At 72.4% G+C, this 12,972-nt stretch carries 7 protein-coding genes; 6 read left to right on the top strand and 1 reads right to left on the bottom strand.

Annotated features, from left to right (window positions below; genetic code table 11):
* The first annotated feature begins 1,168 nt into the window (after nucleotides 1-1,168).
* The 5 genes from ACFVFR_RS24715 (at nucleotide 1,169) to ACFVFR_RS24695 (ending at nucleotide 6,599) form a co-directional block, all read left to right on the top strand.
* On the top strand, nucleotides 1,169-2,482 hold the full coding sequence (locus tag ACFVFR_RS24715; RefSeq protein ID WP_383705421.1) for an ABC transporter substrate-binding protein: 1,314 nt from the start codon (nucleotides 1,169-1,171) through the stop codon (nucleotides 2,480-2,482).
* A 21-nt stretch (nucleotides 2,483-2,503) separates the two neighbouring features.
* Complete coding sequence (locus tag ACFVFR_RS24710) at nucleotides 2,504-4,033, top strand: ABC transporter permease subunit (protein ID WP_383705349.1); 1,530 nt, start codon at nucleotides 2,504-2,506, stop codon at nucleotides 4,031-4,033.
* On the top strand, nucleotides 4,030-4,911 hold the full coding sequence (locus ACFVFR_RS24705) for a carbohydrate ABC transporter permease (protein ID WP_383705347.1): 882 nt from the start codon (nucleotides 4,030-4,032) through the stop codon (nucleotides 4,909-4,911). The genes ACFVFR_RS24710 and ACFVFR_RS24705 overlap by 4 nt, the downstream gene beginning before the upstream one ends.
* Before the next feature lie 206 nt (nucleotides 4,912-5,117).
* Nucleotides 5,118-5,621 carry an FBP domain-containing protein gene (locus ACFVFR_RS24700; protein WP_383705345.1) on the top strand — a complete coding sequence of 168 codons (504 nt, stop codon included), beginning with the start codon at nucleotides 5,118-5,120 and terminating at the stop codon, nucleotides 5,619-5,621.
* Nucleotides 5,622-5,702: 81 nt separating this feature from the next.
* Nucleotides 5,703-6,599, top strand: a complete 897-nt coding sequence (locus ACFVFR_RS24695; protein WP_383705342.1) for a sigma-70 family RNA polymerase sigma factor — start codon at nucleotides 5,703-5,705, stop codon at nucleotides 6,597-6,599.
* A 215-nt stretch (nucleotides 6,600-6,814) separates the two neighbouring features.
* Here the strand turns inward: ACFVFR_RS24695 and ACFVFR_RS24690 are convergent, their stop codons facing one another.
* Nucleotides 6,815-11,887, bottom strand: a complete 5,073-nt coding sequence (locus ACFVFR_RS24690) for an NAD-glutamate dehydrogenase (RefSeq protein WP_383705340.1) — start codon at nucleotides 11,885-11,887, stop codon at nucleotides 6,815-6,817.
* A gap of 491 nt (nucleotides 11,888-12,378) precedes the next feature.
* On the opposite strand from ACFVFR_RS24690, the gene ACFVFR_RS24685 reads away from it, so the two are divergent.
* The gene (locus ACFVFR_RS24685) at nucleotides 12,379-12,945 is read left to right on the top strand and encodes a DJ-1/PfpI family protein (protein WP_383705338.1); all 567 of its coding nucleotides are present in this window, start codon (nucleotides 12,379-12,381) and stop codon (nucleotides 12,943-12,945) included.
* The last annotated feature ends 27 nt before the right edge of the window (nucleotides 12,946-12,972 follow it).

Genomic DNA, 12,972 nt, shown 5'->3' with positions numbered 1-12,972 from the left:
CCGCGCCCGCCCTCACCCCCGCCCGACGCCAGCCCCGCCCCAGCGGCAAGCAAGCGGCGGCGGGCAACCAGCCGCGAGCGGCCAGCGTGCCGACCGGACCCGGCCCCAGACCACGCCGCCCTACCGGAACGCCGCCTTGCCCCCGGCTGGACCAGCCCCACACCAGCCTGAGTGACGACCAGGCCGCCCCCCACCACCAGGGGGCTGGCCTCCGCCCAACCGAGGCGGAACCGCTCCACGCCCGCCCTCACCCCCGCCCGACGCCTGCCCCGCCCCAGCCGCGAGCGGCGCTGCCAGCGATGCCGACCGTCCCCCGGCCCCAGACAGGGCTGGCCCGCCCCGGAGCTCGCGGCGCGCGGGCCGCGTGCGCGTCGGGAACCGGCCCTCGCCCGGGCCGCCCCTCCACCTCGCGCGCACCAGACCACTCCCCCACCAGACCGCTCCGCGAGCAACCAGCCGCGAGCGACCACCGGCCAGCGACCCGCGATCACCGCCCAGCGGCCAGCGGCCAGCCGCACGCGAGGCGGTGGCCACCGACCAGCGGCCGGCTAGACGCGAGGCAGCGGCCACCGACAGACAGCCGGCGGCGAGCAGTCAGCCGCGCGTAGTCGGCCAGCGCTCGTCACCGCCCCTACGCCCCGTGACCGGGGGGCGCTCCGCGCCGGCGGGGACGAGGGGGCGTGGCGGGGGCGCCTGCCCCTTCCCCCACCCGCGCAACAGTGGTTCTCCAGGGTCCCTCCAGCGGCAGGCGGCACGACAACTCCCCTGGTCAGCAGGGGATATGGGCTTAACGGGCAGGCCGGGCATCGAAGATCACGGCACCATCACGATCGGTGGTCCGACGCGGATGCACGTATTGCGGCTGGCGGTGACCGGGCGTAGGACTGTCGTCACGGGGCACGGTCGTACGTCGGAGCGTGCCGACGCACGACGGCCGTCCGTGGGGGCCGGGCACTCGGGGGACGGAAGGGACGGCGAGATGCGGCTAGCACGCCATGCACCACGACGCCAGGGGCGCACGGCAGTCGGCGATCGGCGAGCCGGGCGCGTGACGGCGCGCGGCACGGACAGCGCGCCGGCCCGCCACGCCGGCGACACGGACTCCGACGCTCGCGCCCGGCGGCGCGGCGCGTCCGGCGGTGGCCGACACCCGGCGACGCGCGGCGCGTTGGCGCTGGCCACCACGCTGGTCGTACTGGCCGCCGCGACCGGCTGCGGCAGCGACGACGAGGCCGAGGCGAGCACCGCGCCGATCCCCCAGACGGTCCAACTCCCCCGGCTCGACGGGCAGAAGCTCCAGGTCACGGCCGTGTGGACCGGCACCGAGCAGGAGAACTTCACCAAGGTGCTGAGCGAGTTCGAGCGTCGAACCGGCGCGAAGGTCTCCTTCGTGCCCAGCGGCGACGACATGTCGACCTTCGTCGGGTCGAAGGTCGCCGGTGGCCAGCCGCCCGACATCGCGATGCTCCAGCAGGTGGGCGTGTTGCGCGAGTTCGCCACCAAGAAGTGGATCAAGCCGCTGAACGAGGCCGCCGAGGCCGAGTTGCGGAAGAACTTCTCCCGTGGCTGGGTGGACCTGGGCTCGCACGAGGGCACGCCGTACGGGGTGTACTTCAAGACCAGCAACAAGTCACTGATCTGGTACAACACCCGCGCCTTCGACTACGCGGGCGCCAGGGAGCCCGCCACCTGGAAGGAGCTGATCCAGCAGGCCCGACTGGTCTCGGACTCGGGCGTACAGCCGGTGTCGGTCGGCGGCGCGGACGGCTGGACGCTGACCGACTGGTTCGAGAACATCTACCTCTCGCAGGCCGGCCCGCGAATGTACGACAAGCTCTCCGAGCACGAGATCAAGTGGACCGACCCGTCGGTCACCCGCGCGCTGACGACGCTGGCCGAACTCTTCGGCGACGAGGACCTGCTCACGGACGGCAACGAGGGCGCGTTGCGGACGGAGTTCCCGCAGTCGGTGACCAAGACGTTCGCGGGCGGCGAGCCCCGAGCGGCCATGGTCTTCGAGGCGGACTTCGTCGCCGCCAACGTCGCCGACGCGGGCGCGGAGCTGGGCAAGGACGCGAAGGTCTTCCCGTTCCCGGCCGTGGGGGCCAAACCCCCGGTGGTCACCGGGGGCGATGTGGCCGTCGCGCTCAAGAACACCAAGGCGGCGCAGGCCCTGCTGACCTTCCTGGCCTCGCCGGACGCCGCCAGCGTGTGGGCCCGCGAGGGTGGCCTGATCTCCGCGAACACCAAGCTCGACCTGGCCACCTATCCCAATCCCGAGCTGCGCGGCATCGCCGACGCGCTCGTCAGCGCGGGCGACGACTTCCGCTTCGACATGTCCGACCAGGCGCCCGCCTCGTTCGGCGGCAAGCCCGCACAGGGCGAGTGGAAGGCGCTCCAGGACTTCCTGAAGAACCCGAAGAACATCTCGGGCACACAACGCCAGTTGGAGGAGGACGCCGCCAAGGCGTTCTCGGACTGATCCGGCCGAGGGACCCACACCATGCCGACCCCACCAGCGGGCGACGCGGCCGAGCCGGGCCCGCGCCGCTCACCCACCCCGCACCCCGCCGCGAGCGACGGGCCCCCGGACGACAGGCCCCCGGGCGACAGAGCCCCGGGCGGAACGCCCCCGGGCGACGGGCCCGCGACCGACGAGCGACCCCAGGGCCGGCCGCCGGCCGGCCGACGCCCGGACAGCGACCGGCCGGGTACCGGCCCCACTCCCGGCGTACGCCGCCGGCGCCGTGGCGTGACCGGCGGCAACCCGTGGCTGGCCGCGCTGTTCCTGCTGCCCGCGCTGACCCTGCTCGGCGCGCTCGTCGTCTACCCGATCCTCTACTCCCTGCGCCGCAGCCTCTACGACGCGGCCGACCGGGACTTCGTCGGCCTGGACAACTTCCAGGAGATGTTCAGCGACGAGGCCATCCAGCGCGCCGTCACCAACAACGTCATCTGGATCGTGGTCGCGCCGCTGGTGGCGACCGCGCTCGGGCTGATCTTCGCCGTGCTGACCGAGCGCGTCCGCTGGGGCACCGCCTTCAAACTGGTGGTCTTCATGCCGATGGCGATCTCGATGCTCGCGGCGGGGATCATCTTCCGACTGGTCTACGAACAGGACCCGGACCGTGGCGTGGCCAACGCGATGTGGGTGAGCGTGCACGACACGTTCGCCGAGCCGGCGCCGTTCGCGCGCGCCAACCCCGGCCGACAGTCGCCGCTGACCGAGGCCGCCGACGGCACCATCAGCGACCCCCGGACGCTGCGCGCGGGCTCCCCCGTCCTCGTCCCGCTGGTCGGCATCCCGCGCGACCAGATCGACGGCGCGCGGCGGGCCGTGCCCGCCGAGCCGGTGGCCGGCCAGGTCACCGGCACCGTGTGGCGCGACTTCACCCGGGGCGGCAAGGGCACCCCGAACGCGGTCGACGCGGGCGAGGAGGGGTTGGCCGGCATCCGGGTCGAGGCGGTCAGGGACGGCTCGGTGGTGGCGAGCGCGAAGACCCGTGGGGACGGCACGTTCACGCTGCCGGGCGCGGCCGACGGGGCCACCCTGCGCCTGCCCGGCGCCAACTTCCAGGCCCCGTACAACGGCGTGGACTGGCTCGGGCCCACGCTCGTCACCCCGGCCATCATCGGTTCGTACGTGTGGATGTGGGCCGGTTTCGCGATGGTGCTCATCGCGGCCGGTCTGGCCGGGCTGCCGCGGGAGCTGCTGGAGGCCGCGCGGATGGACGGCGCGAACGAGTGGCAGGTCTTCCGGCGGGTGACGGTGCCGATGCTGGCGCCGGTGCTCGGGGTCGTCCTGGTCACGCTCATGATCAACGTGTTGAAGATCTTCGACCTCGTCTACATCATCGCGCCGGGCGCCAGCCAGGACGAGGCCAACGTGCTGGCCCTCCAGCTCTACAAGTCCTCCTTCGGCACCGATGTCAACCAGGGCGTCGGCAGCGCCATCGCCATCTTCCTGCTGCTCCTGGTGCTGCCGCTGATGTACGTCAATGTCCGCCGCATCCGAAGGGAGCGCCGTCGATGACCAGTACGGACACCGTCGTACGGGCCGAACAGTCGCTCGCCACCCGGATCGCGGCCCGGGCCGGGGGCGCGGGGCTGCGGATCTTCCTCGTCGTCATCGCGCTCTTCTGGCTCACGCCCACGGCCGGGCTGCTGCTGTCCTCGCTGCGCGACCCCGCCGAGGCGGACCTGACGGGCTGGTGGCAGGTCTTCACCCACCCCTCGCAGCTCACCCTGGACAGCTACGACGAACTCCTGCACAACGAGGTGGTCACCGACTCGCTGCTGACCACCGCGCTGATCACCGTCCCGGCCACGGCTCTGGTGGTGCTCATCGGCGCGCTGGCCGGCTACGCCTTCGCCTGCATGGACTTCCCCGGCCGCGACTGGTGGTTCCTGCTGGTGGTGGGGCTGCTGGTGGTGCCGGTGCAGGTGGCGCTGATCCCGGTCTCCAAGCTCTTCGGCGAGATCGGCATCTTCCAGACCACCACCGGCGTGGTGCTCTTCCACACCGCCTTCGGGCTGCCGTTCGCGGTCTTCCTGCTGCACAACTTCTTCGCGGAGATCCCCCGCGAGCTGCTGGAGGCGGCGCGCCTGGACGGGGCGGGCGAGCTGCGGCTGTTCTTCCGTGTGGTGCTGCCGCTGGCCGGCCCGGCCGTCGCGTCGCTGGCGATCTTCCAGTTCCTGTGGGTGTGGAACGACATGCTGGTGGCCCTGGTCTTCGCCGACAGCGGCGACCCGCCGATCACGGTCGCCCTCCAGCAGCAGGCCCGCCAGTTCAGCAACAACATCGACGTGCTGGGCCCCGGCGCCTTCATCTCGATGGTCATCCCGCTGGCCGTCTTCTTCGTCTTCCAGCGCCAGTTCGTCTCGGGCGTCATGGCGGGCGCGGTGAAGTAGCCACGGCCACCGCCCGGGGGCCGTGCCCGAGGAGGGCTCGGGCGGGCCTGGCCGGGCGGGTCGTCCCGGGCCCGGCGCGTACTCCGGGTCTGGGACGCGCCGGCGGCGGGGCCTGGCGGCGGGACGTACGGGGGCGGGGCGTGCCGGCGCGGTGCGGGGCGTAAATGGTGCGACAGCGCGCGCCGGCCGCTGTTAGCTTCACGCCCATGCTTGCGGTCGGTGAGAAAGAGATTCGCGCGTCCTTCGTCAACTGTTCCAAGGGAGAGGCCGGCCGGCTGAACCTGCCCCGGGACCTGGCCGAGCGGCCCTGGGCCGACCTGGACTTCCTGGGCTGGCGCGACCCGGGCGCGCCGGATCGCGGCTATCTGGTCATGCCGTACGAGGACCGACTCGCCGGGATCACGCTGCGGGCCCCGCAGGGTCCCCGCAAGAGTCTGACCAAGACCAACATCTGCTCGCTGTGCCTGACCTCGCACGCAGGTTCCGGGGTCACCCTGCTGGCCGCGCGCCGGGCGGGGGCGGCCGGGCGGCAGGGGAACACGGTGGGCGCGTACATCTGCGCCGACCTGTCCTGTTCGCTGTATGTGCGGGGAAAGAAGAAGCTGGAGCTCGCCCAGCGCTTCGAGGAGACGCTCACCCTCGACGAGCAGATCGAGCGCCTGGTCACCAACGCCGAGGCGTTCCTGGCCCAGGTCTTCCGCCAGGCGTAGCGGCCCCGCCGGGCGCCCTGTCACATCCGGGGCGCCGCTTCCGTCATACCGCCGACGGAACGCGACGGGAGAACGTGACCGATGGACGAACGTGAACGCCTGGCGCGGCGCTTCGAGGCCGACCGGCCCCGGCTGCGGGCCGTGGCCTACCGGATGCTGGGCTCGCTCAGCGAGTCGGACGACGCCGTGCAGGAGACCTGGCTACGGCTCCAGCGGTCCGGCGCCGACGGGGTGGACAATCTCGGCGGCTGGCTGACGACCGTGGTGGCCCGGGTCTGCCTCGACATGTTGCGGACCCGTACGTCGCGGCGCGAGCAGCCGCTGGAGCCCGACGGCCCCGAGCCGGTCGTGGACGGCGCGCGGGGCGTCGACCCCGAGCACGAGGCGCTGTTGGCCGACGCGGTGGGGCTGGCGTTGCTCGTCGTCCTGGACACGCTGACGCCGGCCGAGCGGCTGGCGTTCGTCCTGCACGACATGTTCGCGGTGCCGTTCGAGCAGATCGCGCCGCTGGTGGAACGTACGCCGGCGGCGGCGCGGCAGCTCGCGAGCCGGGCCCGGCGCCGGGTGCGCGGCACCGGCGTCGAGCCCGAGCCGGACCTGGACCGACAGCGCGCGGTCGTCGACGCCTTCCTGGCGGCGGCGCGCGGCGGCGACTTCGACGCGCTGGTCGCGCTGCTGGCCCCGGACGTCGTCCTGCGCGCCGATCTGGGCGCCGCGGCCGGCGGCGTACGCGAGACGCGGGGCGCGGCGGCGGTCGCCGGCCAGGCCCGTATGTTCGCCCGGTCCGCCGCGGTCGCGGTGCCGGTCCTGGTCAACGGCGTGGCCGGCACGGTCTCCCTGGTCGGGGGCGCACCCCACGCGCTGCTGAGCTTCACCGTCCGCGACGGCCGTGTCCAGCGCCTCGACATCCTCGCCGACCCGACCCGCCTGCGACGTCTCGACCTGGCCGCCGTGCGCACCGACGGGCCCGAGAGCTAGCGCGCCGGCGCCGCGCGCCCGTACGGGGAGGGGCGGCGGCGGACGGTGACGGCGAGGGAGCGGCAGCGAAGGGCCGGCGGGCAAGAACCCGGCGCGCCGGCGCGCGCCCGGCACGCCAACGACCAGGGGCGGTACGGGAATCCCGTACCGCCCCTGGCGCGTCCTACCGTCGCCGGCGCCCACCGGCCGTCAGCCGCCGGGCGGGCGCGCGGGCGCTATCCGTGCGAGCGCAGCAGCGTACGCATCGTGCGCATGGCCACCGACAGGTTGGCCAGGTCGTACGCGTCGGAGCCGTGGATCTCCTCCAGCGTGCCGCGGGCCCGGGCGAGCAGCGCCGCGTTCTTCTCCTCCCACGCCGTGAACCGCTGCTCCGGCGTCGAGGCGCCGTTGCCCACCGAGAGGATGTCGGAGGTCAGCGCCGCGTGCGCCGCGTACAGGTCCTCGCGGATGGAGGCGCGGGCCATGGACTGCCACCGGTCGGCGCGCGGCAGCTCGATGATGCGGTCCATGAGCTGGGTGATCCGCAGCCGGTCGGCGATGTCGTAGTAGACCTCGGCGACGGCCAGCGGGTCCTTGCCGGTGCGGTCCGCGATGGCCACGATGTCCAGCGTCGGGAACGCGGACGAGAAGGTCGCCACCCGCGACGCCAGCTCCTCCGGCACACCGGCCTGGATGAGCTCCTCGTTGATGCCCTGGTACCAGTCCAGGTCGGCGCCGCGCACCAGCTTCGGCAGGGCGGCCCGCACGGTGGCGACCCGCTCGCTGAAGAAGGCGATGGTCTCGGCGAGCTCCAGCGGCTGCGGCCGGTTGTTGAGCAGCCAGCGGGTGCCGCGCTCGACCAGACGGCGCGAGTGCAGCCGGATGCGGGTCTGCACGTCGGCCGCGACCACGTTGTCCAGCGCCTCGACCTCGTCCCACACCTCGGCGAGCCCGAAGATCTCGCGGCCCGCGGTCTGGGCGCGCACCACCTCCTCGGTGGAGGCGCCGGTCTCCTCGCGCATGCGGTGCAGGAACGTCGAACCACCGGTGTTGACGGTGTCGTTGACCAGCACCGTCGTGATGATCTCGCGGCGCAGCGCGTGCGCGTCGATCTGCTCGCCGAAGCGGTCCCGCAGCGCCTGCGGGAAGTAGGCGTGCAGCAGCCGTTGCAGGTACGGGTCGTCCGGCAGGCCCGTGGCGACGAGTTCCTCGGCCACCGTGATCTTGATGTAGGCCAGGATCACGGCCAGCTCGGGCTGGGTGAGGCCGCGCGAGGCGGCCAGCCGCTCGCGGATCTGCCGGTCGGAGGGCAGGAACTCAAGCTGCCGGTCGAGCTGGCCCTCGCGACCCAGTCGGCGCATGAAGCGCTGGTGGGCGTGGAGCAGGCTGGGCGCCTGGGCGACGGCGTTGGCCAGCGCGGTGTTCTGCGCGTAGTTGTTCCGCAGCACCAGCGCGCCGACCTCGTCGGTCATCTCGGCGAGCAGCTTGTTGCGCTGCTTGACGGTCAGGTCGCCGTCGGCGACCACCGCGTTCAGCAGGATCTTGATGTTGACCTCGTGGTCCGAGGTGTCCACGCCGGCGCTGTTGTCGATGGCGTCGGTGTTGATCCGGCCGCCGGTGGCCTGGCCCTCGGCGTCCCGGGGTCCGCCGACGCTGGCGAACTCGATGCGGCCGAGCTGGGTCAGACCCAGGTTGCCGCCCTCGCCGACGACCTTGACCCGCAGGTCCTGGCCGTCCACCCGGATCGCGTCGTTGGCCTTGTCGCCGACGTCGGCGTTGGACTCCAGGGACGACTTCACGTAGGTGCCGATGCCGCCGTTCCACAGCAGGTCCACGGGGGCCTGCAGGATGGCCTTCATCAGCTCGGCCGGGGTCAGCTTGGTGACGCCCGCCGCGATCCCGAGGGCCGCCCGCACCTGGGCGTTGACCGGGATGGACTTGGCGCTGCGCGGGTGGACGCCGCCGCCGGTGGACAGCAGCGAGCTGTCGTAGTCGGCCCATGAGGAGCGCGGCAGCTCGAACAGGCGGCGCCGCTCGGCGTAGGAGACGGCCGCGTCCGGGTTGGGGTCCAGGAAGATGTGCCGGTGGTCGAAGGCGGCCACCAGGCGGATGTGCTCGCTGAGCAGCATGCCGTTGCCGAAGACGTCGCCGGACATGTCGCCGACGCCGACGACGGTGAAGTCCTCGGTCTGGGTGTCGTGGCCCAGCTCGCGGAAGTGCCGCTTGACCGACTCCCAGGCGCCGCGCGCGGTGATGCCCATGCCCTTGTGGTCGTAACCGGCCGAGCCACCGGAGGCGAAGGCGTCGCCGAGCCAGAAGCCGTAGTCCACGGCGACCTTGTTGGCGATGTCGGAGAACGTCGCGGTGCCCTTGTCGGCGGCGACCACCAGGTAGGTGTCGTCCTCGTCGTGCCGCACGACGCCCTCGGGGTGCACGACCTGCCCGCCGACCAGGTTGTCGGTGATGTCGAGCAATCCGGAGATGAAGATCTTGTAGCAGGCGATGCCCTCGGCCAGCCACGCGTCGCGGTCCACCGACGGGTCGGGCAGCCGCTTGCCGACGAAGCCGCCCTTGGCGCCGACCGGCACGATGACGGTGTTCTTGACCATCTGCGCCTTGACCAGACCGAGGATCTCCGTACGGAAGTCCTCCCGCCGGTCGGACCAGCGCAGACCGCCCCGCGCGACCTTGCCGAACCGCAGGTGGACGCCCTCCACGCGCGGCGAGTAGACCCACACCTCGTACGCGGGGCGCGGCGCGGGCAGGTCGGGGATGGCCTGCGGGTCGAGCTTGATGGACAGGTAGCTGTGCGGCTGCCCGTCGGTGGCCTGCTGGAAGTGGTTGGTCCGCAGCGTCGCCTTGATCAGGGTGAGGAAGGCGCGCAGGATGCGGTCCTCGTCCAGGCTGGCGACCTGGTCGAGCGCGGCGTCCAGCTCTTCGAGGAGGGCGTCGGTCAGCTCGTTGCCGGCGCGCTGGCGGCGCGGCGCCATCCGGGCCTCGAAGAGGTTCACCAGCAGCCGCGTGGTGTGCACGTTGTTACGGAGGGTGTCCTCCATGTACGACTGGCTGAAGGTGGAGCCGGCCTGCCGCAGGTACTTGGCGTAGGCGCGCAGCACCATGGCCTGTCGCCAGTCGAGCCCGGCGCTCAGCACCAGCTCGTTGAAGTTGTCGTTCTCGGCCTGCCCGGTCCACACGGCGGCGAAGGCGTTCTGGAAGCGCTCGCGGGCGTCCTCGGCCTGGACCCGCTCCGGCATCCGCAGCCCGAAGTCGTAGATCCAGGCGGTGGAGCGGTCCGCGCTGCGCAGCTCGTAGGGGCGCTCGTCGACGACCTCGACGCCCAGGCGCTGGAGCACGGGCAGCACGGCCGACAGGGAGACCTGCCCGCCGCTGCGGTAGATCTTGAACCGGCGCTCGCCCGGCCCGGCGCCGACCGGCTCGTAGAGGCTGAGCGCGAACTCGCGCTCGCCGCCCGGCGCGGTCAGCCGCTCCAGGTGCTGGAGGTCGGAGACGGCGGCGCGCGGGGTGTGGTCGGCCTTGTACCCCTCGGGGAAGGCGTTGGCGTAGCGGCGCAGCAGCTCGGCGGCGTGTTCCTCGCCGACCTCGGCGCTCAGTGCCTCGGCGAAGCCGTCGGCCCAGGAACGGGCGGCCTCCACCAGCCGGGCCTCGATGCGGTCGGCGTCGGCGTCGGTGAGGTCGGCCAGTGTGGCGCCGGGCGCGACGCGGATGACGAAGTGCAGCCGGGACAGGATCGACTCGGTGTTCCAGGCCGTGAAGTCGACGCTGGTGCCGTTCAGCTCTTCCTTGAGGATGTCGATCAGCCGCAGGCGCACGCCGGTGGTGTAGCGGTCGCGCGGCAGGTAGACCAGGGCCGAGTAGTACCGGCCGTACTCGTCCTGGCGCAGGAACAGCCGCAGCCGGCGACGCTCCTGCAGGTAGAGGACCGAGGTCGTGATGGAACGGAGCTGGTCGACGGGCGTCTGGAAGAGCTCGTCGCGCGGGTAGGTCTCCAGGATCTGGAGCAGGTCGCGGCCGTCGTGGCTCTGCGGCGTGAAGCCCGCGGCGGACAGCACCTCGGCGACCTTGCGCCGGATGACGGGCACGCGGCGCACCGACTCGGTGTACGCGGCCGACGAGAACAGGCCGAGGAAACGGCGCTCGCCGACCACGTTGCCCTCGGCGTCGAACTTCTTGACGCCGACGTAGTCGAGGTAGGAGGGCCGGTGCACGGTGGCGCGGCTGTTGGCCTTGGTGAGGATCAGCAGCTTGTGCTCGCGGGCCTTGGCGCGGGCGTCGGCCGGCAGCCGGTTGAAGGACGGCGAGCCGGGGCGGCCGTCGCCGGGCGCGGCGTGGTTGCCGTCGGCGGCGTGCGCGGGGTCGGAGCGCAGGATGCCCAGGCCGGTGCCGGGCACGGCGGTCAGGACGTCCTCCTCGACGCCCTCCTCGCCGGGCGCGGCCGTCAGCTCGTACTCCCGGTACCCCAGGAACGTGAAGTGGTCGGCGGCCAGCCAGCGCAGCAGCTCCTGGGCCTCCTCCACCTCCTGCTCGCGCAGGTCGCTCGCGGTGGGCTCGGCGGGCAGCTCGTCGGCGATGCGCAGCGCGGAGTCGCGCATCTTGGTCCAGTCCTCGACGGCCTCGCGTACGTCGGACAGGACGCGTCGCAGGTCGGAGGTCATCTGTTGGAGGTCGCCACGGTCGGTCTCGCGGTCGGTCTCGACGTGGATCCACGATTCGGTGACCGCGTCGTGCGGCAGGTCACCGGCGGGCAGCACGGCGGTCGCGGTGGCCAGGCCGGCGGCCGTGCCACCGACCGCGTCGGGGCCGGTGGCCAGCGTGACGCTGGTCGCGTCGGCGCGCGGGCCGAGCACCTCGAGGAGCTTGCCGGTCACGTCGCGGCGCACCACGACCTGCGGGTGGATGACGACGTGGATGCCGCGGCCCTGGCGGGAGAGCTCGTTGGTGACCGAGTCGACCAGGAACGGCATGTCGTCGGTGACCACCTCGACCACCGTGTGACTGCACGTCCAGCCGTTCTCCTCGACGGTGGGCGTGTGGACGCGCACGTTCGCGGTGCCCTGCGGGCGCGTCTGCGCGAGCCGGTAGTGCGAGAGCGCGGCGCCGAAGACGTCGACCGGGTCCCGGCCACCGAGGTCCTCGGGCGCGGTATGCAGGTAGTAGCGCTGGAGGTACGCGCGAAGGGTCTCGGGGTCGAGCCCTCGCTCCGGTTGCTGTGTATGGGCGGGGCTCTGCTCAGCGACCCGGGCGGCCCGTTCGAGCAGCTCGGCCTTGGCTTCGTCCAGCTTGGTCTGCATTTCCTCTGCTCCTGTCGCGCGCCGTTGCGTGACATCGATGTGCGGTGGCATGACGTCGAGACGCGGGATCGCCGGTCACCTTCGACGTTATGCGGGAATGGGCGATAGCCGGGTCAGTCTTGACCAAATGTGGCCAACAACCCTGCGACAGCGATCCAGCGGAGACCCGGGCACTATGGTGCTCCGGGCGCTGGGGTCCCGCCTGACGAGTGCCAGGTGAGAGGGCAGCTCCGCCCTCGTGGGATATCGCGCTGATCACGCCGTAAGGCTATCTCCCCCGACCCGCCCGCCGTCATCGGCCGGATATGTACAAATCTGGGGCGTGGACTTTGACGGAACGGACTAAGGTGCGACGCGCACGGCAGGAAGTCGCCGACCGGGGCCGGAGGGCTTGGCACACAGCGTCCGGTGCCGCACGGCGAACAAAAAGGACAGTTCGGAGCTAGCGCCGCTCGGGCCGGCCCCGTCGGCGCACCGCGGAGGTAGGCGGCATGACGACGAAGATCCTCATCGTGACGGGCGACGCGGCGGAGTCCCTGGAGGTGCTCTATCCCTACCAGCGGCTTCGCGAGGAAGGGTACGAGGTGCACATCGCGGCACCCACCCGCAAGACGCTGCGCTTCGTCCTGCACGACTTCGAGGACGGCTTCGACACCTACACCGAGAAGCCCGGCTACACCTGGCCCGCCGACCTGGCCTTCACCGAAGTCGACCCCGGGCAGTACGCCGCTCTGGTGATCCCCGGCGGCCGGGCCCCGGAGTACCTGCGCAACGACGGCGAGCTGCGGAAGGTGGTCAAGGCGTTCTTCGACGCGGCCAAGCCCGTGGCCCAGATCTGCCACGGCCCGCAGGTCAGCGCCGCCACCGACAGCTTGCGCGGACGCCGGATCACCGCCTACGCCGCCCTCGAACCGGACCTGCGGGCGGCGGGGGCGAACTACCAGGACGCCGAGGTCGTCGTGGACGGCCCGCTGGTCTCCTCGCGCGGCTGGTCGGACCACCCGGCGTGGATGCGGGCCTTCCTGACGGTGCTTCGGGACAAGGCCCCGGTGACCTGACCGCCACGGCGGCGGGGGCCGGCCAGC

Origin of the sequence: Streptomyces sp. NPDC057702, assembly GCF_042799315.1 — a bacterium.
GTDB lineage: Bacteria > Actinomycetota > Actinomycetes > Streptomycetales > Streptomycetaceae > Streptomyces.
This window is presented reverse-complemented; position numbering and strand designations above follow the sequence as displayed.

Excerpts from the sequence above, each read along its gene's own strand:
- ACFVFR_RS24685 (WP_383705338.1), top strand. The coding sequence starts at position 12,379 with ATGACGACGAAGATCCTCATCGTGACGGGCGACGCGGCGGAGTCCCTG.
- ACFVFR_RS24695 (WP_383705342.1), top strand. The coding sequence starts at position 5,703 with ATGGACGAACGTGAACGCCTGGCGCGGCGCTTCGAGGCCGACCGGCCC.
- ACFVFR_RS24690 (WP_383705340.1), bottom strand. The coding sequence starts at position 11,887 with ATGCAGACCAAGCTGGACGAAGCCAAGGCCGAGCTGCTCGAACGGGCC.
- ACFVFR_RS24705 (WP_383705347.1), top strand. The coding sequence starts at position 4,030 with ATGACCAGTACGGACACCGTCGTACGGGCCGAACAGTCGCTCGCCACC.
- ACFVFR_RS24710 (WP_383705349.1), top strand. The coding sequence starts at position 2,504 with ATGCCGACCCCACCAGCGGGCGACGCGGCCGAGCCGGGCCCGCGCCGC.
- ACFVFR_RS24700 (WP_383705345.1), top strand. The coding sequence starts at position 5,118 with ATGCTTGCGGTCGGTGAGAAAGAGATTCGCGCGTCCTTCGTCAACTGT.